The sequence below is a fragment of the Methanolobus tindarius DSM 2278 genome, assembly GCF_000504205.1.
Classification (GTDB): Archaea; Halobacteriota; Methanosarcinia; order Methanosarcinales; family Methanosarcinaceae; genus Methanolobus; species Methanolobus tindarius.
Genome location: NZ_AZAJ01000001.1, coordinates 1,990,201 through 2,013,159 on the forward strand (window position 1 = coordinate 1,990,201; position 22,959 = coordinate 2,013,159).

Here is a 22,959-nt window from a genome sequence, read left to right on the forward strand (position 1 = left end):
AGATTACAATTATTGCTTTATATTTTATCAGGAAGTTCTAAAGGGATAGTGAAAATAAAATTACTGCCTCTTCCGAGCTGGCTCTCAATATGGATATGGCCGTTATGAATCTCGACCATTTTTTTAACCAATGCCAGTCCAAGCCCTGTCCCTCCGAATTTTCTGGTGCTTGAGCCGTCTATCTGGACAAAAGGTTCAAAAATAGTCTCTATTTTTTCTTTTTCCATTCCAATACCTGTATCATTCACTGAAAAAAGAATCTCATCCCCATTAATTTTTGCTTCTATTTTCACCGAACCTCTGGGTTCTGTAAACTTAATGGCATTTTCTATAAGGTTGAACAGTATTGTCTTGAGTTTATAAGGATCTGCAATAATAACACCGAGTTGCGGATCAATTATAATATCGGTATCTATGTTTTTTCTCAATGCTTTTGTAAAAAGAAGATCACAGGTTCCGTGAATTAGTTTATTCAGGTCAACTTTTTCAGAGTAAAGTGAATACACATTTTCCTGTTCTAAATGTACCAGATCCAGGAATTTTTCAATCATGTTGTCCAGGTTATTCCCGCTTTCGTGAATATTTCGCAGGAATTTCTTCTGTGTTTCAGTAAAGTTATCGCTATCATTAAGCAGCACATCCGAAAAACCCAGAACTGCTATTAAAGGTGTCCTGAGTTCATGGGAAATGTTCTGTATCATCTCTGTCTTCATACGGTTTGACTCATCCGCAGCAGCCCTGGCGTACAAAAGAGTTTCTTCTGCCTGCATTCTGGCAGTGATATCAATAAGTGTTCCTGCAATACGATGGGCTGTATCATCCTCATCCACATTGATAGGTTTTCCTCTTATCGAAACCCATTTTATTTCTCCGGATACATGTTTAATTCTGAAGTCCAGATTAATTGGTTTTAATGATTTAGTGCTTTCCTCAACAGCCATAAAAAGGCTATCTCTGTCATCAGGATGCACAAAATTCATCAGGATTTCATCAAAAGATGATGGCGATTCTTCAGTTTCGAACCCTACCAGTGAGTATATAGCGTGACTCAGGTATAGTAGGTTTTTATCTGTATCCAGATCCCAGAAACCCAAGCCCGAAGCTTCCATTGCAAGAGACAGTCTTTCCTCATTCTTCTTAAGTGCATTTTCTGTCTGCTTTATTTTTGTAATATCCCTGCAGACGCTAAAATGCATTTCCTGTCCGTCTACAATAACTGCATTTGTACGAATTTCCACATCATAGACGCTCCCATCCTTACGTTTGTGTTTTGTTTCTAATTTTAAGTGTTTTACCGGATTCTCGTCTGAGAATGGGTTTTTGAAAAAACGTTCCTGCAAATTGTCTCGTGTCCATTCTATTTCCCAGTCCCATACATACATCTGCTTGAGCTCTTCAGGAGTGTATCCAATCATATCCGCAAATTTTTGATTTGCTTCAAGTACCCTGCCATTTTTATTGAGAACTACTATTCCGTCATTGGATTGCTCAAAAAATATTCGTTTCCGTGTCGTCTCTTCAACAAGTCTTTTCTCTGCTTTTTTTCTTTCATCCAATGTTCTTGCAAGCATAATATTGCTGTAGCATAAGGAAGATATAATATCTGTCAGTTGAGTGTAAAAAGCCATCACTGCATCCACTGTTTTGTGGCTCCAGCGTGGAACACTGTTAAGTGCCTCCATGTATTCTTTCTCTTCAAATCCGTATTTTTTTGCCTGAAGCCTGAAGGTATCAAAGGAAATTTCCTCTTCTTCATAGAAAAACTGTCCGAGGAACAGATTTCCCATATGTTTTTCACCAACTATAATGGGAGTAGCGAGATCCCACATATTATTCTTACACTTGTAAGATTTATATGTCCCAGGAGCTACATTTCCTGATAATTCAAGATCACTTTCAATACAGTTTCTGCATGTATCAGGGTGTACTCTGTGGAAGTTTGTGCATATATCCTGCCATCCGGTACCTACCAGAACTTTTCCTTCCAGGTCAATTATACCAACACCGATGTGAGTGAGCTCATAAAATTTATCCATGAGTGATTGCAGTGATTCCTGGTCAAGGATGTCTGCAAGTTCAAGTTTGTCTACGTCTTTGTTGAATGGACTATTATATTCCTGCCTGCATACTGGCAATTCAGTATCTTGCTGTTCAATATGCTTATGGTTTGTAATATCCGTGATAACTCCGTTTATCTGTACGGGTTTTTGATTACTGTCAAGGACTATACAGGAATATTCGTGGACTGTAAGGACAGTTCCATTGTCTTGCACGATTCGGTATTCTACGGATACATCACCATTGACTTCTCTTTGCCTTGCCGCTTCTTTTAAAATGTGGATGTCTCCATGATGCACATATTTCTCAAGAACACCAATGTCTGTGAGAATCTGGCCATTTTTCAGATTAAAAGTACTTTTATCTGACTGGCTTATATGGGTAAGAATTCGACTGGAGTAGGTAGCAGACCAGACTATCATTCCCAATGAAGCGAGAATCTTGTCTAAGCTTTCCGTTTTCTCATACCTGTCTTCAACATATGATTTCCTCTCGCCAAACCGGGCATCAGCTCTATCAAGAGTTTGATATTTTTTGTTGTTCTTGTAGTTTTTCTCTTCTAAACCATGACCCATCAATCTTCACTAAAAATATATACCAGTTTATTTTATATAAAATAATATATTCATATTTTTAATAAAGCTATAAACTTTAATATATTTCAAAATACAGATTCTCAACTTTATCTTCTTTAAGGATGTCCTGCTCATTTTAACAATAAAATATATCACATTAGAGTATTCTAGATATATAGCTATCAAAAACGACAGTAATTCTGTTATCGGAGCACTCATGAACGCAGAAACCAAAGCTCAACTTATTTCAGTGGGTTCCGTAAATATGGACCCATCACTTATCCACTGGTTAACTATTCCTACAGCAGGCCCTGGGGCCGGGAACGTTGCTTTCTTTTTTAATTCAGAAGGACACCGTGTCCGTCTTGCTGTAAAAGAGACATCTCCTCTTGAAGCTAAAATGGAAGGAGAGGAGCTTGTAATAAGAAAAGATGGAACTGAGATTGCAAGAGGCAGTATTGAAGAAGAACTTATCCACTGTCCTGACCAGGCGTTCATAACCATGTGTGAACAGTGTGTTTTTGACTGTAAGTTCTGTCCGGTTCCAAAACTCAACGGAAAAGTCAAGAGTATGGATCAGATGCTTAAGATGATAGATGATGCCAATGAGACCGGCAGGATGAAAGCTATTTCCATTACTTCAGGTGTGGAAATTTCAGCCGAAGATGAAGTTGAAAGAGCTGAAAAACTCATTCGCAGACTCAGGGCAAAGTACAAAGTTCCAATTGGGGTTTCAGTCTATCCAACCGAAGACTCAACCAGCAGACTAAAATTTGCAGGTGCCACCGAGCTCAAATACAATGTTGAAACCATGGATCGCAAACTCCATGCAGAATTATGTCCTGATCAGGACCTTGAATACCTGCTCAATGCCCTCAGGGAAGGTGTGAAGGTATTTGGAAAGAATAAGGTTTGTTCCAATGTAATTATTGGTCTTGGAGAATCAGATGAATCTGCAAAGAAAGGAATCGAAGAACTCGTTTCCATCGGTGTTGTCCCAATTCTCAGGGCAGCAGCCAGACATCCTCTGCGAGAAGGCGAGGTTACTGTGGAAAGACCATCTGCAGAAAGGCTACTTAATCTCAACCGTTTCCTGAAAGAGAAACTGGATGAATACGGCCTGCGTGCAGATAAATTTGAAACAATGTGCCTGCCGTGTACCGGATGTGACATCAATCCTCACATTGATTTTGAGAATTGAACTTCAATCATGGTTCAGTTTCAAATTCGTCTTTTAGAATGGCATAGATGCAGTCATCCTGCACAACACCATTTTTGATAATACTGTTTTTAAGAATGGCTTCACACCTGAAACTTGCTTTTTCAAGCACCCGTCTTGAACCCATGTTCCTGGCAAACGGGAGTGCATAAATTCTGATCACATCATAATTCTCAAACAGGTATTTTACAAAGCATCTGACCGCCTTTGCCATTATTCCCTTTCCCCAGTATTCTTCAGCCAGATAATATCCTATTTCTGCATTCATCTGGTGCACATTCTCCTTGAAGTATGCACCAATGCTGCCTATGATGACACCATTCATCTCAATAGCCAAACGCAGGTGAGTGGGATCTTCTTTCCTGGAATGTGAAATGAATTGTTTTGCATCCTCAATTGAATATGGATAAGGAAATCCATCATTAAGATTATCCACTATCTTCTTGTTGTTTGCCACAGATGCAAGTCTTTCTGCATCTTTATTTTCCCATTTCCTCAAAATAATGTCATCTGCGATAATCTGCATTTCATTTTAAATCAATGGGATTATTCTATAAAAAAACTGATGAGGGCAAGATTTTATTTCATCTTTTTCTCAATAATCCCCGGCCAGACTGAAGCCGCTACGATCATACTGAGAATAAAAACGAATATCATGCCTGCAATGATGTCGACCTGACTGTACAGTGCAACATCTCTCGAGCTATTCACTGCAAAGGAGAGCAATGAAAAGATAACAACAAGCACAAGTGAAGAGGCAAAGCTGGCAATAAAAGCATACTTTCCTTTATTCTCTGCAATAATTTCCATATTTTCCTCTCCTCCTCATTTAATCCTGCTTCTCTTCATAAGCAGTGAATTAGTCGTAACCGATACTGAACTCATAGCCATAAAAGCTGCTGCCAGTTCAGGAGTTATCACGATCTTTGCGATGAATGGATAAAGCAGCCCTGCTGCAAGGGGTATTCCAATACTGTTGTAACCTAAAGCCCAGAACAGATTCTGTTTTATTTTGTTCATTGTCAGACGACTAAGTCTAATGGATGCCAGCACATCCCTGAGATCGTTCTTTATCAGAACTATCTGTGCAGATTCCATTGCAATATCAGTTCCTGCTCCCATGGCAATACCAATGTCCGACTGCGTTAGTGCAGGTGCATCATTGATACCATCGCCAACCATTGCAACAATTCTGCCTTCATCCTGAAGCTTTTTAATTTCTGAAGCCTTATCTCCGGGAAGAACCTCTGAGAGCACTCTCTTAATTCCGAGTTGTGATGCAATGGCGTCGGCAGTTCTGCGGTTGTCACCGGTTATCATTACAACTTCAATGTTCATCTTCTGAAGTTTCTCGACAGCTTCCTTAGAGTTCTCTTTGAGCGTATCCGCAACGGCGACAAGTCCGATTACGTTGTCTTCTGTTGCAACTATCATGGCAGTCTTGCCTTCAGATTCAAGCTTTTCCATATTTTCATTGATGGAAGACACATCAATTCCATTGTCTTCCATGAGCTTGCGGGTTCCTAGCAAAATCCTGCTTCCTTGAATTGTAGCTTCAACTCCATGTCCTGCAATTGAATTGAAATTTTCAATGCTTTTCAGGGAAAGTTGCTTATCTTCGGCAGCTTTTACAATTGCTTCTCCCAGTGGATGCTCAGAGCCTTTCTCGGCACTTGCTGCGATAGAAAGAACTTCATTTTCATCATGTTCTGAAGTAATTATGATATCCGTGAGTTCCGGCTTGCCTTTTGTGAGTGTGCCGGTTTTATCAAACACAATAGTGTCTATCTTCAGTGTCGTTTCAAGGGCTTCTCCGCCTTTGATAAGAATACCATTCTCGGCACCTTTTCCAGTACCAACCATGATAGCGGCAGGAGTTGCAAGTCCAACGGCACATGGGCATGAGATTACAAGCACTGTGATTGAAATTAGCAGTGAGAACAGGAAAGGACTTTCGATTCCTGAATTAATAGCAGCATTAAATGCTTCATATCCAATGAAATACCAGAAGAAGAATGCTGCAAGTGCGATAATATGAACAACAAGAATAAAGTGGCCAGCGACAACATCGGCAATACGCTGTATGGGTGCCTTTGAGTTCTGGGCATTTTCCACAAGTTCGATGATTCTTGCAAGGGCAGTATCTGCACCCACATTTGTTGCCCTGAATTTAAGAGCTCCTGACTTGTTGATAGTAGAACCGATAACCATGTCCTCAACATTTTTCTCAACAGGTATACTCTCTCCTGTTATCATTGATTCATCAATTGCAGAAGACCCTTCTATAACAACACCATCAACGGGAATCTTCTCTCCTGGCCTGACAAAAACAATGTCATCAACTTGAACATCCTCAACGGGAATTTCCTTTTCCTCACCTGCAACTATGATGCGTGCTGTCTTTGCCTGCAGGCCAATGAGCTTCTTGATGGATTCAGATGTCCTTCCTTTTGCCCTTGCTTCAAGGTATCTGCCAAGGGTTATGAAAGTGATGAGCATCACAGCTGTGTCATAGTACACATGCTCGTAACCAGGACCAAGGTTCAGGTAGGTTGCTGCAATGCTGATAACATAAGCAGCACCGGTTCCGGTGGCAATGAGCAGGTTCATGTCAGTGACACCGTGTTTCAGGCCTTTGTAGGTACCGACAAAGAACTGTCTTCCCGGGAAGACCATTACAATAGTTGCAAGCAGGAACAGCAGGTTCTTGTCTGAAAAGAAATCAGGTACAAATCCAAAGTATGCCGGGAACATGTTGCTCATGTTTCCAAGCATTATTGGAATAAGAATAACAATTGATATCAGCAGATTATTTCTCTGGCTACGTATCTCTTTTTCTCTTTCTTTTCGTTCCCTGTCTTCAGCTTCATGCCGGTCAGCCGGCAAAGAGGCGGTGTATCCTATGCCTTCAATGGCTTTCCTCATCTCATCAACTGAAACAAGTGATGAATTGTACTCAATCTGTGCCCTTCCTGTTGTAACGTTAACATTTACGGAACTGATACCATTGAGTCTTTTAAGCACTTTCTCTACATTCTGAGAACATGCAGCGCATTTCATGCCCCCTACTTCAAGTACAACTTTATCCTTTACGACATGGTAACCAATTCCATCTATGGCTTGTTCCATATCTTCAAGCGTGACAAGTACAGGGTCATAGCTTACGGATGCTCTTTCCATTGGTAGATTTACTGAAGCCGATGCCACACCATCAAGCTTTTTCAATGTCTTTTCTACATTCTGTGAACAGGCAGAACATTGCATTCCTGATACTTTGAATGCAATTTCCTCAACAGATCCGGGTTCGTGTTTGCTTTCTTCCGCCTCCTCATCCTCTATTATGATAGGACACGCAGCTTCATCATCAGAATCCTGGACTGTGCAGGTATCTTCCCCAACTTCATATCCTGCGGCTGTAATTGCTTGTTTTATTTCATCCAGGCCAATTGTTTCCGGATTGAAATCAACAGAAGCATTCTCATCTTCAAGGCTGACTTCTACTGAGTTCACACCTTCAAGTGACATTATTGCATCACTGACACGTTTGTGACAATGCATGCACATCATGCCATAGACTTTGATAGTAGCTTTCATTTGTTAAAAAGAAAAAGGGTTATTATGTGATTTTCAATTCTCAGGCTACAACGGTGTAACCGGCATCTGTGACGACTGCCTTTATGGCATCAAGACTTACAATATCAGGGTCAAAGGTTACTGTTGCCTGCTTTGCTGCAAGGTCAACTTTCACTTCGCTGACACCTGTTACAGATCCAACGGATTTCTCCACATTTGCCTGGCAATGTCCGCACATCATTCCTTCGATTTTGATAACTTCTGTTGTCATAGTTTTTGAATCTCCTACATTTTGTAAGGAGTGCTAAATATATATGTTTCACGCTTGTGAAGTATCTGCCCTCCTTCAGACAGTTCTCACACATTGCTCGATGAATTCTTTCCATTTTGCAGGATTTTCAACCATCAGAGAATGCTTCTTCATGTTCCCGGAATCTTCTGAAATAATAAGCTGTTCTTTTTTCAGGAATCCTCCCTTCAGTTCCACACCAACTATCTTTTTGTTAGGTATGTCAAGCTCTGTGTTTTCTGAAATATCAAGGACGATAAGACGTTTATTAGTGAGCAATGTAAGCTCTGTCCCGTTTCTGGATGAAATGATAAGATGTTCTCCTCTGACGTATTCTGGACGCATACTTTCCAGTGTTTCCTCAATTACCTGAATTTTTTTGGAACTCAGGGGATACAGTTTCAGTTTCTTGTTTCCAGTTACAAGAATAATCCTGCCGGGTTCACAATGCATGCCTAAAAGGTTTTTAAGTTCTATTCGCTCCTCGATATCAGAACGTTTTGAGAAAAGACCGGTGCTTACCCTCTTCAAAAATATATTCTTGTTTGTGATGCTAAGGATGAGTTTCTCATTTCCCAGTATTACAGTTTCATTGGCAAGAACCTGTTCTCCTTTCTTAAGAATTGCTCCTGCATTATTTTCTTCATTTTTTGGAGATGAATTATTCTCATGATGTAACCCGGAATTTGCACATTCATCCGTCAGGTAATGGTTCAGCATTTCCGTAAGCAGATAACCATCAATGAGTTTGAGGTTGTGTTGTTCCGCTTCTTCAATAGCTTCTTTAGTAAAAGAAGAGCTTGTAACAATTATGACACCGTCAACATGGTCACGATACCTGATGCTGCTGTATTCCCTGATGTCTTTTACGCCAACCGGGTTGCTGTATCTTTTTGCCTGAACGTTCCATGTGTGTACGAGTCCGAAATTCTCTATTCGGATTACCAGATCAATTCCTTTGTCCCTGGAATATTGGGTAAGTTCGGTATGGTATCCCATTTTGGAGAAAAGTTGTGAGAGCAGAACCTCAAAGTCCTGCGGGTCGGTTTCAAGCAGATGTTCAACAGTCCATTTAGCCATGTTTCCATCCTTAATTATTTCTGATTAGCCTGTTAGTCTAATTTATCTGTTTTATTGTTAAATATCTATCTTTTGAATGTTAATCTCTTTTCTTCTGTCCAAATCGGTATTGTTGAGTTATTGCACAACCATGCAAATGCTTAAATGCATTGAAGGTAGATGGTAGGAAGAATTAAAACTTCTATATTAAATCATGTCTACAGTTAAATATCTGTAAATTATATTATTCAAAGGGTGAATCGTATGGATGATATAGAATCTATCAGGCAGAAAAGAATGCAGCAACTGCAAGAGTCTCTGGAAAAGAAGGAGTTTCCTTCAGATCCTGTAACAATAAATGATGCTTCCTTTAATGAATTCGTATCGAAATATCCGCTCGTTCTTGTGGACTGCTGGGCACCCTGGTGTGGTCCATGCCGCATGCTTTCCCCGGTTCTTGATGAGCTGGCAACTGAAATGCAGGGAAAGGTTGTGTTTGGAAAGCTGAACGTGGACGAGGAAAAAATGACGGCTGTTAAGTTTGGAATCACAAGTATTCCTGCAATGTTGATTTTCAAAAACGGGGAATATGTCGATAAACTTATAGGCGCTGTACCGAAACAAAATATCATCCAGAAACTTCAGCCTTATATCTGAGGGATATAAATGTCACATAAACCAAGAATTGCAGAAAGTCCTTCTGTCCGTTTACTTGACTTAAAGGACAAATCAAAATCATATTTCATTGTAGCGTCGGTGGAAGTAGGTAATACCACCACAAAGTGCATCCTTACCGCAACTAACCTGGAAGATGGTAAGACCAGGCTTGTTAAAAAATCAGTTAGCATGACAAGGGATGTGAGGCCTCCAAAGCCGGAAGAAGAAGTGTTCGGAAAGACACTTAATGGAGTTGAACTTACAAGGGAGTCTGTTTCCGAATTGGTTCGGGACACTTTACTTGGTGTTGTGAAAGAAGCCAACCTTGACATTAAGACTGACGTTCATTTCGTAGTCCGCTCAACTGGTGTTGTAGCGGGTTTTGATTCACCTGATGAGGTTGGAGAATTCATCAAGGCATTGGCAGACGGGTGTCTTCTGGCAGGTGTTCCACCAAACCGAATGACCCCTCCAATGTCAATATCAAATATTCCTGACAGGTTCCAGAAATATTCCAAACTCGAGAAGGTCATATTTGATGGTGCAGTGGCAAGTGTAACTCCTCCTGTTGGTGCAACAGGTGTTGAGATTGTTGCGAATGAAATGGAAGGAGAGCTTGCAACAGCCGGAATCAAGGAAGGTGCAAAGTGGGTGGATGTTGATTTCCGCAACCCCTGTTTATCCATGGACTTCGGCACAACCCTTGATGGAAGGATTATCAGTCCTGACCTTCCGTATGCTAAAACCATAGGGAACTTCTGTGGCTATGCAGGTGCAATTCCTGATACCATTATTAAAGGAACTGGAATGGTGGATTCTAAAAAAGGTACTGCTCTTGATATTTTCGATGGCAAGTCACTTGATGGTATTGCACTGAAACTAAAAAGCAAGATCATACATGAATATGCTGAAAAAATACTGAGCTATATTATTATTGAAAAGGTGCCAAAAGGCCGTACAAGATATGGTAGTGTGCCGGTCAATTCCGAAGCTGCCGATGCAATCAATGTTGTTCTTATCGGTTGCGATGTAGGTGAGAATGGTACTGATCTTGACAAACTTGCAGCTCTTGGTGCTGAGATATATGAAAAGCACAATGTTAAAGTTTTGTTTGCAGTTATTGACGAAGTAATGGCACGTGTTGTCCAGCGTCTTGTAAAGGTAGCACAGGACGAAGGTCTTGTTTACGAAGATAGTGCAATAGGTGTTACTGGAAGGGCAGGTATTACAGGAAACAAGCCAAAGCTTATACTCAAGTATCTGCACGATCTTGGCATCAATAATAAGATAGAAGAGCATGTTGTCTTTGTAGATGATGGTCTTGCACGTGGTGCAGCCGTAATGGCAAGATGTATGAATTCCCTTGGAACGACCTTTAATCCTCTTGGTGGACACAGGGGTGGAAAATGTATTCTTGCACAGCGTATTAAACTACAGAATAAGTAATCATCAGAATAAGAATATGAATTGGCAGGTTTCCCTGCCATTTGATATTTGAAATTAATTTCCAAGCGGCTTTGAAAACAGCCTGGTTTAAAAACAGCTTCAATCTAAAATCTCAAGCTCTTCTTTTTTGCTGCCTTTTGCTCTCTTTTTGGAACTCGATCTCATGTTTTTTCATAGATCTTTCATGCCTGTTGGGTTTTGTACCTTTCAAAATTGCACCTCATAAACAGTTACAGTGATGCGTTTAACTACCGGCGAAGCATTAAGCCCGGGAACTGAAAATAGCCTGTAAACCTTTACTTTTTAGCAATTCTACCTCTTTCAGTATTTATCAAAAAGAGATTTGCACAAGAGGAATTTATATTTTTTGTTTTCTTCCGTAAGAGTAGCAGCAACAATGTAATTTATATATTTATTTCAGAATGAATATGCAAAAAATTGCATTCGCTATCTCAAATCATTCTTTAGGAATGTCAAGTCTGGAACAAATTTGTTTCAGGCTCATAGTATTGAGCACGTCATCAGGTTCAACCCATGCCCTTCTTGCCATATTTATCCCATATTCAATGTTATCCAGTTGTTCAATTGCATGAGTATCAGTATTGATGGCAAGCATTACACCATGCTCTTTTGCCCGCTTTGCATTAATGTCGTTGAGGTCAAGTCTCCAGGGAGATGAGTTTATTTCAAGGACTTTTTCATTATCCTTTGCAGTCTGAATCACCGTTTCCATATCAACATCATAAGGTGGTCGCTTTCCAAACTTTCTTCCGGTTGGATGTGCCATTATATCCACATGTTCATTTTCAAGGGCAGAAACTATTCTTTTTGTCATCTTCTTCCTGTCCTGCTCAAGTCCTGCATGAACCGCAACAACCACAATATCGAGCTGCTCCAGCAGTTCATTATTGTAATCCAGCTTACCATCTGCCTTAATATCGCACTCGGTTCCCGAAAGAATTCTTATCTCCTCGTATTTTTCATTGAGCCTGTCAATGGCATCGATATGTTCAAGCAATCTCTTATCAGACAGGCCATTGGCCACACCTGTTGAGTGTGAATGGTCAGTGATTGCGATATATTCATATCCTCTCTGAATAGCAGCTTCTGCAAGCTCTTCCATGGTGTTGGCACCGTCACTCCAGTTTGAGTGTACGTGAAAGTCTCCTTTGATATCCTTTCTTTCGATAAGCTTCGGAAGTTTTCCTCTGAGAGCAGCTTCGACTTCTCCCCTGTTCCCACGAAGTTCAGGTGGCAGGTATTCAAGACCCAGTTCATCGTACAGTTTCTCTTCACTACTGAATTTTGTGAGTTCACCTGAATTCTCATCGGTCAGTCCATATTCATTCAGACTGTATCCTTTTGATAGTGCAAGCTTTCTGAGATGGATGTTATGATCTTTTGAACCTGTGAAATGTTGCAGCATTGAGCCATAGGAATCTTTCTTTACAACTCTAAGATCAACATGGAAATTTCCCGGATACATAATTGATGCTTTAGTTATTCCCGATTCCAGTATTTCTTCAACCTTCTCAATTTCAGTAAAATAGCTGATTGCTTTCTCTGGTTCTTCGGAGATAGCTATAAGGTCAATGTCACCGACCGTATCCTTCTTTCTTCGAAGGCTGCCGGTAATTGCAACTTTTTCAATATCAGGGCTCAAGTTTAGAATATCTGTAATTTCCCTTGCTACTTCCTTTGCCAGAACGTAAGGATGTCTTCCGTGATCTTTATCCTCTTTTTGTCTGGCAATAGAGCGCAGTATTTTCTCTTCCTGCTTTTCTCCCATGCGTGGAAGTCTTCTTATTCTATGTTCCCTTGCAGCCCTGCTGAGTTCGTCAACGGTCTGCACACCCAGTTTCTCATAAAACAATCGCGCAGTTTTAGGCCCAATTCCGGGGATGTTCATTATTTCAATGATTCCTGCGGGAATCTCATCCATTGTTCTCTCATAAGCTTCAAAAGTTCCGGTTTCAAGCATTTCAACTATTTTGCTTTTGAGAATCTTCCCAATTCCCGGGATGTCTTCAAGGCTTCCTTCTCTGTGAAGTACCTGAAGCTCCTCATCAAGTCCTTTGATTGTGCGTGCTGCATTTGTGTAGGCTCGTGTCTTGAACTGGCTTTCACCTTTGAATTCAAGCATTTTCGCCATATGGTTGAACTTTTCAGCTATCCGGATGTTGTCCATGTTATCCCGTTGGATTATTTTTCTCTCTTTCTTTTAATGGCATCTTCAACGGCTTTTTTGTGAATATCGCCTGATTCGTGGATGCCACCCATGCCGCCCCGTACAGCCCTGCATGGATATTGCTGTATCAGAAGTCCGGCTCTGGCAGGTGCATCTTCTACTTTTGTTCCCACAAGTTCTTTTGCCATGTGCCATGTGCTTCCACAGGGTGCCCCGCATAATACTTTGACCGAACTGATTATACCTTTATCGATGTCAACCTCAAGTTCTGGTATTGACAGGTATTTGCAGAGTTCTTCTGTTTCAGGTTCAGACTCAAGGGTGCAGCAAATGTCTTCCACTTCTATGAGCATTCCATATTTTTTCGCTAATCCTTCTAGTTCCACAACAGGTGCTTTAGAGGCTCCTCCGGGAATAATCAGGGCTTTGACACCTGCTTTTCCTGCCATGTGCGCTATTGCAACTGTAAGATCGGGGTGAAGGGAGTAAGTTATCACAATGTTAGAATCAAATACCGAAGTATCTATGTTGAGTCCTTCCAGAAATTCCTCTGGCTCATCTATGAAATCGGGCAATAATTCTGGAACTGCTGTTTGAACAACCTTCATGTCAGTTTTTGAGAGGATGGTCTCAATGAGCCTATTTCCGTATTTTCCTCTGGTGATTACTCCGATGGTGGTCATTTTTTATCTCTAAAAAGTTTACTTCCTTTGCATATATTCCTGCCGGAACATGTACCAGTGATTATTTCGGGAAGATCCATGTCCGGGATGCATGCAGTATTATATGACCGATTAGTATATTTATTATGATAAAACATATTTCCATGAGGTTTGATTATGGACGAATACGACCCGAATAAAGTTTATTTCAGATGCAACACCTGTGAGTTTTTATTTATGGAAGACCCTTCTCTGTTCCCTGTGAGATGTCCACAGTGCGGTAGTGAGGATGTTGTAAGGACCTGATTTGTCTGGTAACTTCTCATCCGGAACAAATTCTAAATAGTATTCCTTTGCTTTCATTGTTGATGTCAATGAAAGGTAAACTCATTACTCTGGAAGGTATTGATGGCTCCGGTAAATCCACTATAACAGAGCGTCTGCGCTCTAATCCTGAGTTTAAGGATTTTGTTTTCACAAGGGAGCCAACCACCGGCTGGATAGGTGATGCCGTAAACCGTGCTATCCATTCGGATACAGACGACCTTGCAGAGCTTTTGCTTTTCACCGCAGATCATGCGGAACATATTTCAAAACTTATCCTGCCTGCACTTGAAAGTGGCCAGAATGTTATCTCTGACAGGTATTCAGGAAGCAGGTATGCATATCAGGCTGTGACGCTTAAAGACAAGTTCCCTGAGCCAATGGAATGGATACAGCAGATACACCACGGCTGGACAGTTGACCCAGATCTTACAGTTCTTTTTGATATTGATCCGGAAATATCAGTTGAGAGGTGTGGTAACCGTGGTGAGCAAACCAAATTTGAGAAGATAGATTTCCTGGAGGAAGTACGGGCAAATTACCTGAAGCTTGCAGAAGCACATCCTAAAAGGTTTGTTATTATCAATACCGATAGAGCTGTGGATGAGATTGAGAAGGATGTTCTGGATGCGATTCACTCATTGATTGAAGGATAATTTTCAATCTTTTTTTGTTTTCTTTGAATAAGGATCATCAATATATAGTATACTTGCGTATACTGCAGTATATGTCAGCAGCTACGACCATAAAGATAGACCCTCAACTGAAAGATGACCTTGACAGATTGAAATTATTTCCTCGGGAAACGTATAACGATGTAGTCTCACGTCTGGTTGATATGGCATATGATTCTGAACCCATTAGTGATGATACAATAAGAAGGATTGAAGAATCACTTGAAGACTTCAAGCGTGGAAAATACTACACGCAAGAAGAAGTCGAGGCTGAGTTGGGGCTTAGGTAATGTATACTATCCTGTACTCTACCGGAGCACTGAAGGATATTAAAAATCTCCCGGCAGATATTGCGCAAAAGATAGTATTGTCTATCAAGGAAATCAGCGATAACCCAAAATCGCATGTTAAGAAGCTTAAAGGCTTTCCTAAATCGCCTTTGTATTCACTAAGGGTCGGTGACTATCGTGCAATAATGAGTATCGAGGATGATAAGCTGGTTGTGTTTGTTATTGAGGTTGGGCATCGGAGCAAAATCTACCGCAAGTATTGAACTAACTCTAATAAACGAAAGAAAAAAGTAAAAAATGGAGTAACCGTTAGGGTTACTCAAGTCCGTTCTCATCAGCGAATTTGATGAGAGCTTCTCCAAGAGTTCTTGTGTATTTTGGGTTGAGGTTGAAACGTGATTTTTTCTGTCCGCCTCTTTCCTTTGCGATCTCTATGTATTCGTTCTCGTATCTCTCGCTTGTTGCAAGTGTGATGGTCAGGAACCAGCCTGCTCCCATCTTAATTTCTCCATAGTTCTCGCCAATATCTATATTTTCTTCGTTGTCTGCCATGATTACACCGATAATCAAAATTGAATTAAAATTTAAATCTGAATTCAATAATCTAAATTGAACTTTAGTTCAGATTATTTTTATTTGTATATAATATTACTCTGAAAATCGTAAAAGGTGGATAGCTTGAAGTGTTTGATATATTATAACTTACTGCCTGACCATTTCCAGCGGAATTGAGCCGTTATGCAGGGCTGTTGCCACAAGTGCGCCCTTTATTCCGATATCTTCCAGAGTTTTAATGTCTCCTACGTTGCTTACACCGCCACCAAGGAGTACATTGTGCCTTGAGATAGAAACGATTTTACTTAAGAATTGTGAATCCACGCCGCTTGCGGTTCCTACTCTGTCAAGGTCGAGGATTATGATATCTGCAAGTTCGTAGTCGTTGAGGAGTTCTACGATCTTGAATGGGTCATCGGGCATATTCGGGTCGTTGGTGAGTATCCTGCCGTGCTTCTTGTCGATGCTGACGCTGATTCTTCCGGGGTAGAGGGAGCTTGCCTCTTTTATTGTTTCAAGTGAGGAGGTCTCGGTTCCAAGGATTACGGTTTGCACAATTTCCATTACATCTTCGGTTTCCGCGACTGAGCTTATTCCGGGGTCGAGCATTACTTTTGCTGATTCTGCAACGGCCTGTATGATGTCGAAGTTCTTTTCCCTCTTGCCGATTTTCTCAAGCAGGTTGAGGTCTGCGATGTAGACTTCTGCCGGTTTTACGGTGTCTACTATCTGTGTTGCATCGGATGTGTTGCATATGTGACTTGAAAAGTGGATGGGCTTGTATTCACTACGGTTACCACCCTGCGCATGGACTACTGTCTTGTTGAATATGTCGAGAACGAAGATGATACGAAACATATATAATTGATACATCTGTCATGCTATAAAAAAAGAGGTTAAAAAGATGAAATTACTTATCAGTCCGATCAACCCAGAAGAGGCAATTGCAGCATACGAAGGTGGTGCTGACATTGTTGATGTGAAGAATCCTAAAGAAGGTTCACTTGGTGCAAACTTCCCGTGGATTATTAGCTCTGTAAAGGAGTCTATTAATGCTGGAAAGCCAATAAGCGCGACTATAGGTGATTTTAACTTCAAGCCGGGAACTGCTTCCCTTGCGGCACTTGGGGCAGCAGTTGCAGGTGCAGATTATATTAAGGTCGGTCTTTATGATGTCCAGACCGAAGAGCAGGCTCTTGAAATGCTTACTAACATCACAAAGGCTGTAAAGAACTACGATTCTACAAAGAAGGTTGTTGCATCAGGTTATTCTGACTACGAGCGTATCAATTCCATCAACCCACAGCTCCTTCCAGCTATCGGCGCAAAGGCAGGCGTTGATGTTGTGATGGTCGATACAGGTATCAAGGACGGACGCTCAACCTTTGAGTTCATGGATGAGGAAGAGCTTACAAAGTTCACAACTGCTATCCGCAAGGAAGGACTTCTTTCCGCACTTGCCGGAACCCTCAAGTTCGAGGATCTTCCAGTTCTTAAGCGCATCCAGCCTGACATCATTGGTGTTCGCGGCATGGTATGCGGCGGCGACAGGACTTCCTGTATCAAGGCAGAACTTGTCGAGAAGCTAAGGAATGAGATGTAACTTCGGTTACTTCTTACTTTTATTGATTTTTGTTTTAATAATCATTCTGTGATTCAATTATTTTGATTACCTTTGATATTGAATCTAAATCACTTACTGCTTTTGATTGAACAAAAGTTTGATTGAATATTTCGGAGTTTCCAACAGTTGATATGAAATCTTTAGTGAAAAGAATCCCTTTATTAATTTGTAATAAGGTCATTAAGCCTTTTAGTTTCATCACATCTTGCATGTTAGACTTTTTATTTTTGCACTCAATAACACACATAGGCTTTTTCTGGTAGTTAATTAAGATATCAATTTCTGATACTGTAAATGAATTATTTTCATTTTCAGAATCTAAAAGTTCATCTATGTTTTCGACATCTTTCCCCTCTTTTCTCAAATTAACACTGTGGTATATATCATAATTTGGATCGTCATTGAAATGCTCTTTTAATGAATGATAAAGCCAAACTTCCAATAATAATCCAGCTTTTTCTCTTTTAATCCATAACTCATAAAAACTGTCGGATAGTTTATAGAAATGTATCAAGGGAATCAATTCATGGCTAACTGGTAGACTCTCATATTCTTCTTTTGAACAAATAATATCGGTGGATTTCCCCTCATGTTGTATGGAACATAGGCAAGAGTCAATTTCAATAATTCCTGTTTTTTTGGCTTTTTCGCATACGTCATCTATATTTCTATTTAAAAGTGAATTAAACATTAAATTAGCATGCTTTGACAGCGTTTCAAAATAAGTATGCAATGATTTACTTTCTATTTTCAAAATTGAATGAGGAATAATCTTTGAATTTTTAACAAATGCTAAAAATTGTGTAGTATCATTGTCTTCTTCAGTTCCATCTTCACCATTCTCCCTATTATTTTGTATGAAGAAATTTCTTAATGCTATGTCATCTTTTAAACATAGCATCAACTCTTTAACTTCTGGAGAGTTTATAAAAGTGGTCCTTGGAACCAAATCTAAAGAAAAAGAATCACCATCATCAGATGCGATGTGGTAGGTATTTTCGATACACATAATCTATAATTCTACTTCTTGGCATTTTTGCTAATCTGCATAGTTTGCTCATGGTGGTTTCCGGTATATATTTAGAGGAGACGCTATCGTAACCAGGTGCAAGTTTGTAAGAGTACTGTATGTAGTCCCCCATTGCAATCTTATCTTCAATGATTTTTCCTTCACTAACAAGTTCGTCTAGTGAGGATGTCAAGTCTTGCGCATATGGTCCATAATAATACTCGTCGAAATCGAAAATCTCGCGTAAACCTAGTTCTTTTTGCCCAAGAAATATTATTTTTTGCAGTTTTGTTCTTCCTCTTATTTCTCCAATTCCTGCAAGTAATTCCAGAATAAATTCTTTTTTGTCTGCACCCACTGTTTCCACCTCCATATGCTTTGTTATGATTGTTTTAGTTAATAATTCTATTTATTTTTGCTTAATTTATCTTGCTAATTCTAAATATCCTTATTTAGACTTTTTGTAAGAGCAAAGTGAAAGTATTTTTTACATTATTTTTACATTATAATTTATACACAATTAGATATTTATATTTTTATATTTCTCACGTGCCATGATTTTTAAATATCTATTTTTATCACTCTTTGTATCTCAACTTTGTCATTACAGAAAACCCCAGAAACGTTAAATCATACTTCTGCTGAATATATTATTGATGACGACCGTCGATACCGTATTCAAAAACAGTCCCGTGGTGATATGGCTTGACAGATGAAATAACTGTAAAAGTAGGTCAGGCTTATCCAAGGGATGCAGGCAGGGGAATTGCCAGGCTCGATAAGACTCTCATGCAAAAGATCGGTGCCATAAGCGGCGATATAATCGAGATCAAGAGCAAGGAGAAATGCTATGCAATAGTCTGGCCGGGTTATCTTGAAGATGCAGGCAAGGACGTTGTACGCATAGACGGTAACCTGCGTAATAACGCCAAAGTAGGTATCGATGACACAGTTACACTCAAAAAAGTGCAGGTCGTGGAAGCAGAAGCTATCACCCTTGCACCGACAAGGGAAACTCACCTTGTAGGCGGAGCACGTTTCATATTAAGGATACTGGAAGGTCGTCCAGTTGCAAAAGGACAGAACATCCGTGTCGAGACAGTGAACAACCCCATCTCTTTTGTAGTACTCTCCACCAAGCCATCAGGTCCGGTGGTAGTGACCCGCAACACCCAGATAAACCTGCGTGAGAAAGCTGCCATAGCAGAATCAGCCGCAGGTCAGGTCACCTATGAGGACATCGGAGGTCTGCAACGTGAACTCGGACTTGTGCGTGAGATGATAGAACTCCCACTGAAGCACCCGGAACTATTCAACAAACTCGGTGTTGATCCTCCGAAAGGAGTATTGCTCTTCGGTCCTCCCGGGACTGGAAAGACCATGATAGCAAGGGCAGTTGCCAGCGAAACCGATGCAAATTTCATATCCGTAAGCGGACCTGAGATAGTCTCCAAATACTACGGTGAGAGCGAGCAGAAGCTCCGAGAGATATTCGAGGAAGCCCAGCGCAATGCTCCAACCATCATCTTCGTAGATGAGATAGATTCCATAGCTCCAAAACGAGATGAGGTAGTTGGGGAAATGGAACGCAGGATCGTTGCTCAGCTACTCTCCCTCATGGACGGACTTGCATCAAGAGGCAAAGTAATAGTCATAGCCGCCACCAACCGTCCTAATTCCATTGATGAAGCCCTGCGCCGTGGAGGAAGATTTGACCGTGAAATAGAGGTAGGAATTCCTGATTCTGACGGAAGGCTGCAAATACTCTATGTTCACACAAGAGGTATGCCTCTAGAAAAAGACCTTGAGCTAAAGGAAATAGCAGCAGTAACTCACGGTTTTGTAGGTGCTGACCTCTCATCCCTGTGTAAAGAGGCTGCAATGCACGCCCTCAGGAGATTGCTTCCGGAACTTAAGATCGATGACGTTGAAGATGAGATCCCGCCGGAATTCATGGAAAAGCTGGAAGTCACCAGAAAGGACTTCGATGAAGCCCTTAAAAACATCGAACCATCGGCCATGCGTGAGGTTTTCGTGGAAGTACCTCATGTAAAATGGGATGACATCGGCGGCCTTGATGGAGCAAAACAGGAACTTGCAGAAGCAGTTGAATGGCCTCTGAAATATCCTGCTCTCTTTGAGACTGTAAACACCAAACCACCAAGAGGAATCATGCTCTTTGGTCCTCCGGGAACAGGAAAGACCATGCTCGCAAAAGCTGTTGCAACAGAAAGCGAGGCAAACTTCATCAGCATTAAAGGACCGGAACTCCTCAGTCGCTACGTTGGAGAATCCGAGCGAGCAGTGCGTGAAACCTTCAGAAAAGCAAGGCAGGCTGCACCTACTATCATATTCTTCGATGAAATAGATTCAATGGCATCAGAACGTGGTTCAAGCGTGGATGCACATGCAACCGAGCGTGTTGTAAGCCAGATTCTTACAGAGATTGATGGAGTCGAAGAACTCAAGGATGTAGTTATAGTCGCAGCCACCAACCGTCCTGATATTGTAGATCCTGCGCTTCTGCGCCCGGGAAGATTTGACCGCCTGATATACGTCCGTCCTCCTGACAAGCAGAGCCGCGAAAAGATATTCAATATTCATCTTGCCGACAAGCCTCTTGCAAAAGACGTAGACGTGGAAGAGCTTGCAGAAATAACCGAAGGTTACGTTGGTGCTGATTTGGAGTCCATCTGTCGTGAAGCTTCAATGCTGGCTCTGCGTGAAGTGATAACTCCAGGTCTCAGTCAGGAAGAGGCTCTCAAAAAAGCAGAAGGCATCAAGATTACTTACGACCACTTCCTCAAATCCAAAAGCCGTGTAAAACCAACAACATCACGCAGTGCTATGAATTTCTATGAGCAGGCTGCCGAATCATTTGCAATGTATGCAGCTAACGAGGAAGAAAAGGATATTGATGAAAGGGCGTATCAGTGAAAAGTTAACTCTTTAGTTAATGTAGAATCTACCATTTCCTCTTTTTTTATTCCTTTAGTTCCATAGCCATCATTTATTTAGCGTTGAATTTATTATCTGCATTTTTATAGATGAAGTAATGGGGAATACATTATTTTCTATCACATTCCAATTTGCATATGTCCAAAATATAGCACAAACAGCAAGCAGTATTAAAAGCACTCCTAAATTTACATAATATTCTCGGTTGAATATGCAATCGTTTATCGTTTCTCCTAAATCCTCTATATCTCCAGCATTTAAATAGCGGTTGAAATAGCTTTCATATTTACTTTGATGTTTTTGACTTTCATAATAGAGCACTTTGATTGTATGCAATCTATATATTGAAAATAGAATGAATAATCCTAATAGGAAAGGCACAATTAACATGTATTCATCAATCAATGTTTCATCTACTTTAGCAATTAATCCTATTATAAATACAAGAATAAAACCAATAATTTTAAAGAAAGTGCTGCTTAACGTTTCACTTAAATTTGAATTGAATTTTATTATTTCTTTGTTCTGATTAAACCTATAATTTATCAGTTGCTCTTTAAAAGCTATAAAATCATCAACCCTTTCTCTAATATATAGGTTATATTCTGAACTAGCAGAGTTAATGATGTCTTTTATATGGGTTAATATATCAATATAAGTTCTGGAATAAATCGATATTACTTTTTTGGCTATAAGGACTTTTGTTTCGTCAATTTCTTCTGTATTCATCAATCCAAAACTTTTCAAGTAGAAGTGATATAATTCCTCGATTTGAGTTATATAATCGTTGAATTTTATTGTGTTTCCATTGATATTGTATTTTAAATACTTTCTATTATCAAAAGTAAACTCGCTGTATACGGTTCTTTTACTGTTTATTCTTAACTTGCAAGAGCTTTCAGTAAATTCCATTGAATCTGAAAAAGATATGTACAAATTGAATAACAATGCTGGATAAAATAGAGCTTTTAAGTTATCAATACAACTATCCGATTTCAGAAAATCGAAATATTGAGGGGGTATGAAAAAATCATCATTTATTCCTGCGATAAGTTTTCCCAATTTATCCCTGTACGAAACTATATCTTTCTTCGATGATTTTACGTAATCTTCGATTAGAGATTTATTTTCAATAGCTTCTTCTAGATCAAAGGTTGCAAAGTAATTACCAAAACAATTGGAATTTAATCCTTCGATTAAGATTAATGTATTTAACTTGTCATTCAGCAATGTTTTTTTCAAATCTTTGAAGGATAATTCTCCCATATACTTTTCAAAATTTGGGAATGACAAAAATATGATTATATTGTATTCTTCCAATGAAGGTTCTGAGAATTTGGATACAATAATATTCTTTTCAAATGAAAAGGAGATACTAACTGAATTAGTTTCACTGTAATTGATATATTCTTCTATTATTTTCTCAATCTCATCCAAATGCATTGGTTTTGAATTTTCATGCGCTTCTCGGCATTTTTGCAATTCAAGTATCAACTGTTCGTTCGCAAAAATATTTTCCAATTCAATTTCGGATTCAATCTCAAAACTATGGATAATTACTCTCTCTTTACTATATATGTTTAGTTCAAGTTCAAATCCACTTTCTTTATGCTCAATTTGATATGCAAAGTGCATTTTGAAGTCATGATGTTGACTACTTAAATCTAAAACAATATTATTTAACTTTTTGAGTTCTTCAATATTGTTAATGTTTTTATGATTAATAGAAAAACTAGTAGGTGATTCTTCTCCCCATTCTAAATAGTTTCTCACAAAGTTATCATAAATCGTCATCAATA

General features: G+C 39.8%; 22 protein-coding genes. 9 read left to right on the forward strand and 13 right to left on the reverse strand.

Translation table 11 applies throughout. The features are described from left to right. Nucleotides 1–17: 17 nt before the first annotated feature. The gene (locus METTI_RS15175; protein WP_023845628.1) at nucleotides 18–2,633 is read right to left on the reverse strand and encodes a PocR ligand-binding domain-containing protein; all 2,616 of its coding nucleotides are present in this window, start codon (nucleotides 2,631–2,633) and stop codon (nucleotides 18–20) included. 217 nt (nucleotides 2,634–2,850) lie between these two features. Here METTI_RS15175 and METTI_RS09645 point away from each other — a divergent pair, with 217 nt between their 5' ends. Then, nucleotides 2,851–3,834, forward strand: a complete 984-nt coding sequence (locus METTI_RS09645; protein WP_023845629.1) for a radical SAM protein — start codon at nucleotides 2,851–2,853, stop codon at nucleotides 3,832–3,834. Nucleotides 3,835–3,841: 7 nt separating this feature from the next. Here the strand turns inward: METTI_RS09645 and METTI_RS09650 are convergent, their stop codons facing one another. From METTI_RS09650 to METTI_RS09670, 5 genes are all read right to left on the reverse strand, one after another. Next, nucleotides 3,842–4,378 carry a GNAT family N-acetyltransferase gene (locus METTI_RS09650; RefSeq protein WP_023845630.1) on the reverse strand — a complete coding sequence of 179 codons (537 nt, stop codon included), beginning with the start codon at nucleotides 4,376–4,378 and terminating at the stop codon, nucleotides 3,842–3,844. A 53-nt stretch (nucleotides 4,379–4,431) separates the two neighbouring features. Beyond that, on the reverse strand, nucleotides 4,432–4,662 hold the full coding sequence (locus METTI_RS09655; RefSeq protein ID WP_023845631.1) for a hypothetical protein: 231 nt from the start codon (nucleotides 4,660–4,662) through the stop codon (nucleotides 4,432–4,434). A 15-nt stretch (nucleotides 4,663–4,677) separates the two neighbouring features. Next, entirely contained in the window at nucleotides 4,678–7,446 is a 2,769-nt protein-coding gene (locus METTI_RS09660) for a heavy metal translocating P-type ATPase (RefSeq protein WP_023845632.1), read from the reverse strand. 40 nt (nucleotides 7,447–7,486) lie between these two features. After that, nucleotides 7,487–7,696, reverse strand: coding sequence for a heavy-metal-associated domain-containing protein (locus tag METTI_RS09665; RefSeq protein WP_023845633.1), 210 nt, complete (start codon nucleotides 7,694–7,696; stop codon nucleotides 7,487–7,489). A 75-nt stretch (nucleotides 7,697–7,771) separates the two neighbouring features. After that, complete coding sequence (locus METTI_RS09670; RefSeq protein ID WP_023845634.1) at nucleotides 7,772–8,794, reverse strand: restriction endonuclease; 1,023 nt, start codon at nucleotides 8,792–8,794, stop codon at nucleotides 7,772–7,774. 243 nt (nucleotides 8,795–9,037) lie between these two features. On the opposite strand from METTI_RS09670, the gene trxA reads away from it, so the two are divergent. Then, the gene (gene trxA / locus METTI_RS09675) at nucleotides 9,038–9,430 is read left to right on the forward strand and encodes a thioredoxin (RefSeq protein WP_023845635.1); all 393 of its coding nucleotides are present in this window, start codon (nucleotides 9,038–9,040) and stop codon (nucleotides 9,428–9,430) included. Between the two features lie 9 nt (nucleotides 9,431–9,439). Beyond that, nucleotides 9,440–10,876 (forward strand): methanogenesis marker 14 protein, encoded by a 1,437-nt coding sequence (locus tag METTI_RS09680; RefSeq protein WP_023845636.1) that lies wholly within the window; start codon nucleotides 9,440–9,442, stop codon nucleotides 10,874–10,876. A gap of 457 nt (nucleotides 10,877–11,333) precedes the next feature. Here METTI_RS09680 and polX read toward each other — a convergent pair whose 3' ends face one another. Together polX and METTI_RS09690 are read right to left on the reverse strand one after the other, a co-directional pair. Beyond that, the gene (gene polX / locus METTI_RS09685) at nucleotides 11,334–13,064 is read right to left on the reverse strand and encodes a DNA polymerase/3'-5' exonuclease PolX (protein WP_023845637.1); all 1,731 of its coding nucleotides are present in this window, start codon (nucleotides 13,062–13,064) and stop codon (nucleotides 11,334–11,336) included. Nucleotides 13,065–13,078: 14 nt separating this feature from the next. Next, nucleotides 13,079–13,747, reverse strand: coding sequence for a DUF166 domain-containing protein (locus METTI_RS09690; RefSeq protein WP_023845638.1), 669 nt, complete (start codon nucleotides 13,745–13,747; stop codon nucleotides 13,079–13,081). Between the two features lie 156 nt (nucleotides 13,748–13,903). Here METTI_RS09690 and METTI_RS16195 point away from each other — a divergent pair, with 156 nt between their 5' ends. From METTI_RS16195 to METTI_RS09705, 4 genes are all read left to right on the forward strand, one after another. Next, nucleotides 13,904–14,032: a hypothetical protein gene (locus METTI_RS16195; RefSeq protein WP_023845639.1), complete on the forward strand. Its 129-nt coding sequence runs from the start codon at nucleotides 13,904–13,906 to the stop codon at nucleotides 14,030–14,032. 68 nt (nucleotides 14,033–14,100) lie between these two features. Next, nucleotides 14,101–14,706, forward strand: a complete 606-nt coding sequence (gene tmk / locus METTI_RS09695; RefSeq protein ID WP_048136047.1) for a dTMP kinase — start codon at nucleotides 14,101–14,103, stop codon at nucleotides 14,704–14,706. A 71-nt stretch (nucleotides 14,707–14,777) separates the two neighbouring features. Continuing rightward, entirely contained in the window at nucleotides 14,778–15,014 is a 237-nt protein-coding gene (locus tag METTI_RS09700; protein WP_023845641.1) for a DUF7557 family protein, read from the forward strand. Then, nucleotides 15,014–15,277, forward strand: coding sequence for a type II toxin-antitoxin system RelE family toxin (locus METTI_RS09705; protein ID WP_023845642.1), 264 nt, complete (start codon nucleotides 15,014–15,016; stop codon nucleotides 15,275–15,277). Before METTI_RS09700 ends, METTI_RS09705 begins: the two co-directional genes overlap by 1 nt. Before the next feature lie 52 nt (nucleotides 15,278–15,329). Here METTI_RS09705 and METTI_RS09710 read toward each other — a convergent pair whose 3' ends face one another. Then, nucleotides 15,330–15,566: a hypothetical protein gene (locus tag METTI_RS09710; protein ID WP_048135356.1), complete on the reverse strand. Its 237-nt coding sequence runs from the start codon at nucleotides 15,564–15,566 to the stop codon at nucleotides 15,330–15,332. A 150-nt stretch (nucleotides 15,567–15,716) separates the two neighbouring features. Next, entirely contained in the window at nucleotides 15,717–16,427 is a 711-nt protein-coding gene (locus tag METTI_RS09715) for a HisA/HisF-related TIM barrel protein (RefSeq protein WP_023845644.1), read from the reverse strand. A gap of 46 nt (nucleotides 16,428–16,473) precedes the next feature. Here METTI_RS09715 and METTI_RS09720 point away from each other — a divergent pair, with 46 nt between their 5' ends. Continuing rightward, on the forward strand, nucleotides 16,474–17,172 hold the full coding sequence (locus tag METTI_RS09720) for a (5-formylfuran-3-yl)methyl phosphate synthase (RefSeq protein WP_023845645.1): 699 nt from the start codon (nucleotides 16,474–16,476) through the stop codon (nucleotides 17,170–17,172). Nucleotides 17,173–17,206: 34 nt separating this feature from the next. Here the strand turns inward: METTI_RS09720 and METTI_RS09725 are convergent, their stop codons facing one another. Then, nucleotides 17,207–18,202 (reverse strand): hypothetical protein, encoded by a 996-nt coding sequence (locus tag METTI_RS09725; RefSeq protein WP_023845646.1) that lies wholly within the window; start codon nucleotides 18,200–18,202, stop codon nucleotides 17,207–17,209. After that, complete coding sequence (locus METTI_RS09730) at nucleotides 18,168–18,560, reverse strand: hypothetical protein (protein ID WP_023845647.1); 393 nt, start codon at nucleotides 18,558–18,560, stop codon at nucleotides 18,168–18,170. Before METTI_RS09730 ends, METTI_RS09725 begins: the two co-directional genes overlap by 35 nt. A 347-nt stretch (nucleotides 18,561–18,907) precedes the next feature. On the opposite strand from METTI_RS09730, the gene METTI_RS09735 reads away from it, so the two are divergent. Beyond that, the gene (locus tag METTI_RS09735) at nucleotides 18,908–21,139 is read left to right on the forward strand and encodes a CDC48 family AAA ATPase (RefSeq protein ID WP_023845648.1); all 2,232 of its coding nucleotides are present in this window, start codon (nucleotides 18,908–18,910) and stop codon (nucleotides 21,137–21,139) included. A 69-nt stretch (nucleotides 21,140–21,208) separates the two neighbouring features. On the opposite strand, the gene METTI_RS09740 is transcribed toward METTI_RS09735, so the two are convergent. Continuing rightward, entirely contained in the window at nucleotides 21,209–22,954 is a 1,746-nt protein-coding gene (locus METTI_RS09740) for a hypothetical protein (RefSeq protein ID WP_023845649.1), read from the reverse strand. Nucleotides 22,955–22,959: the final 5 nt, after the last annotated feature.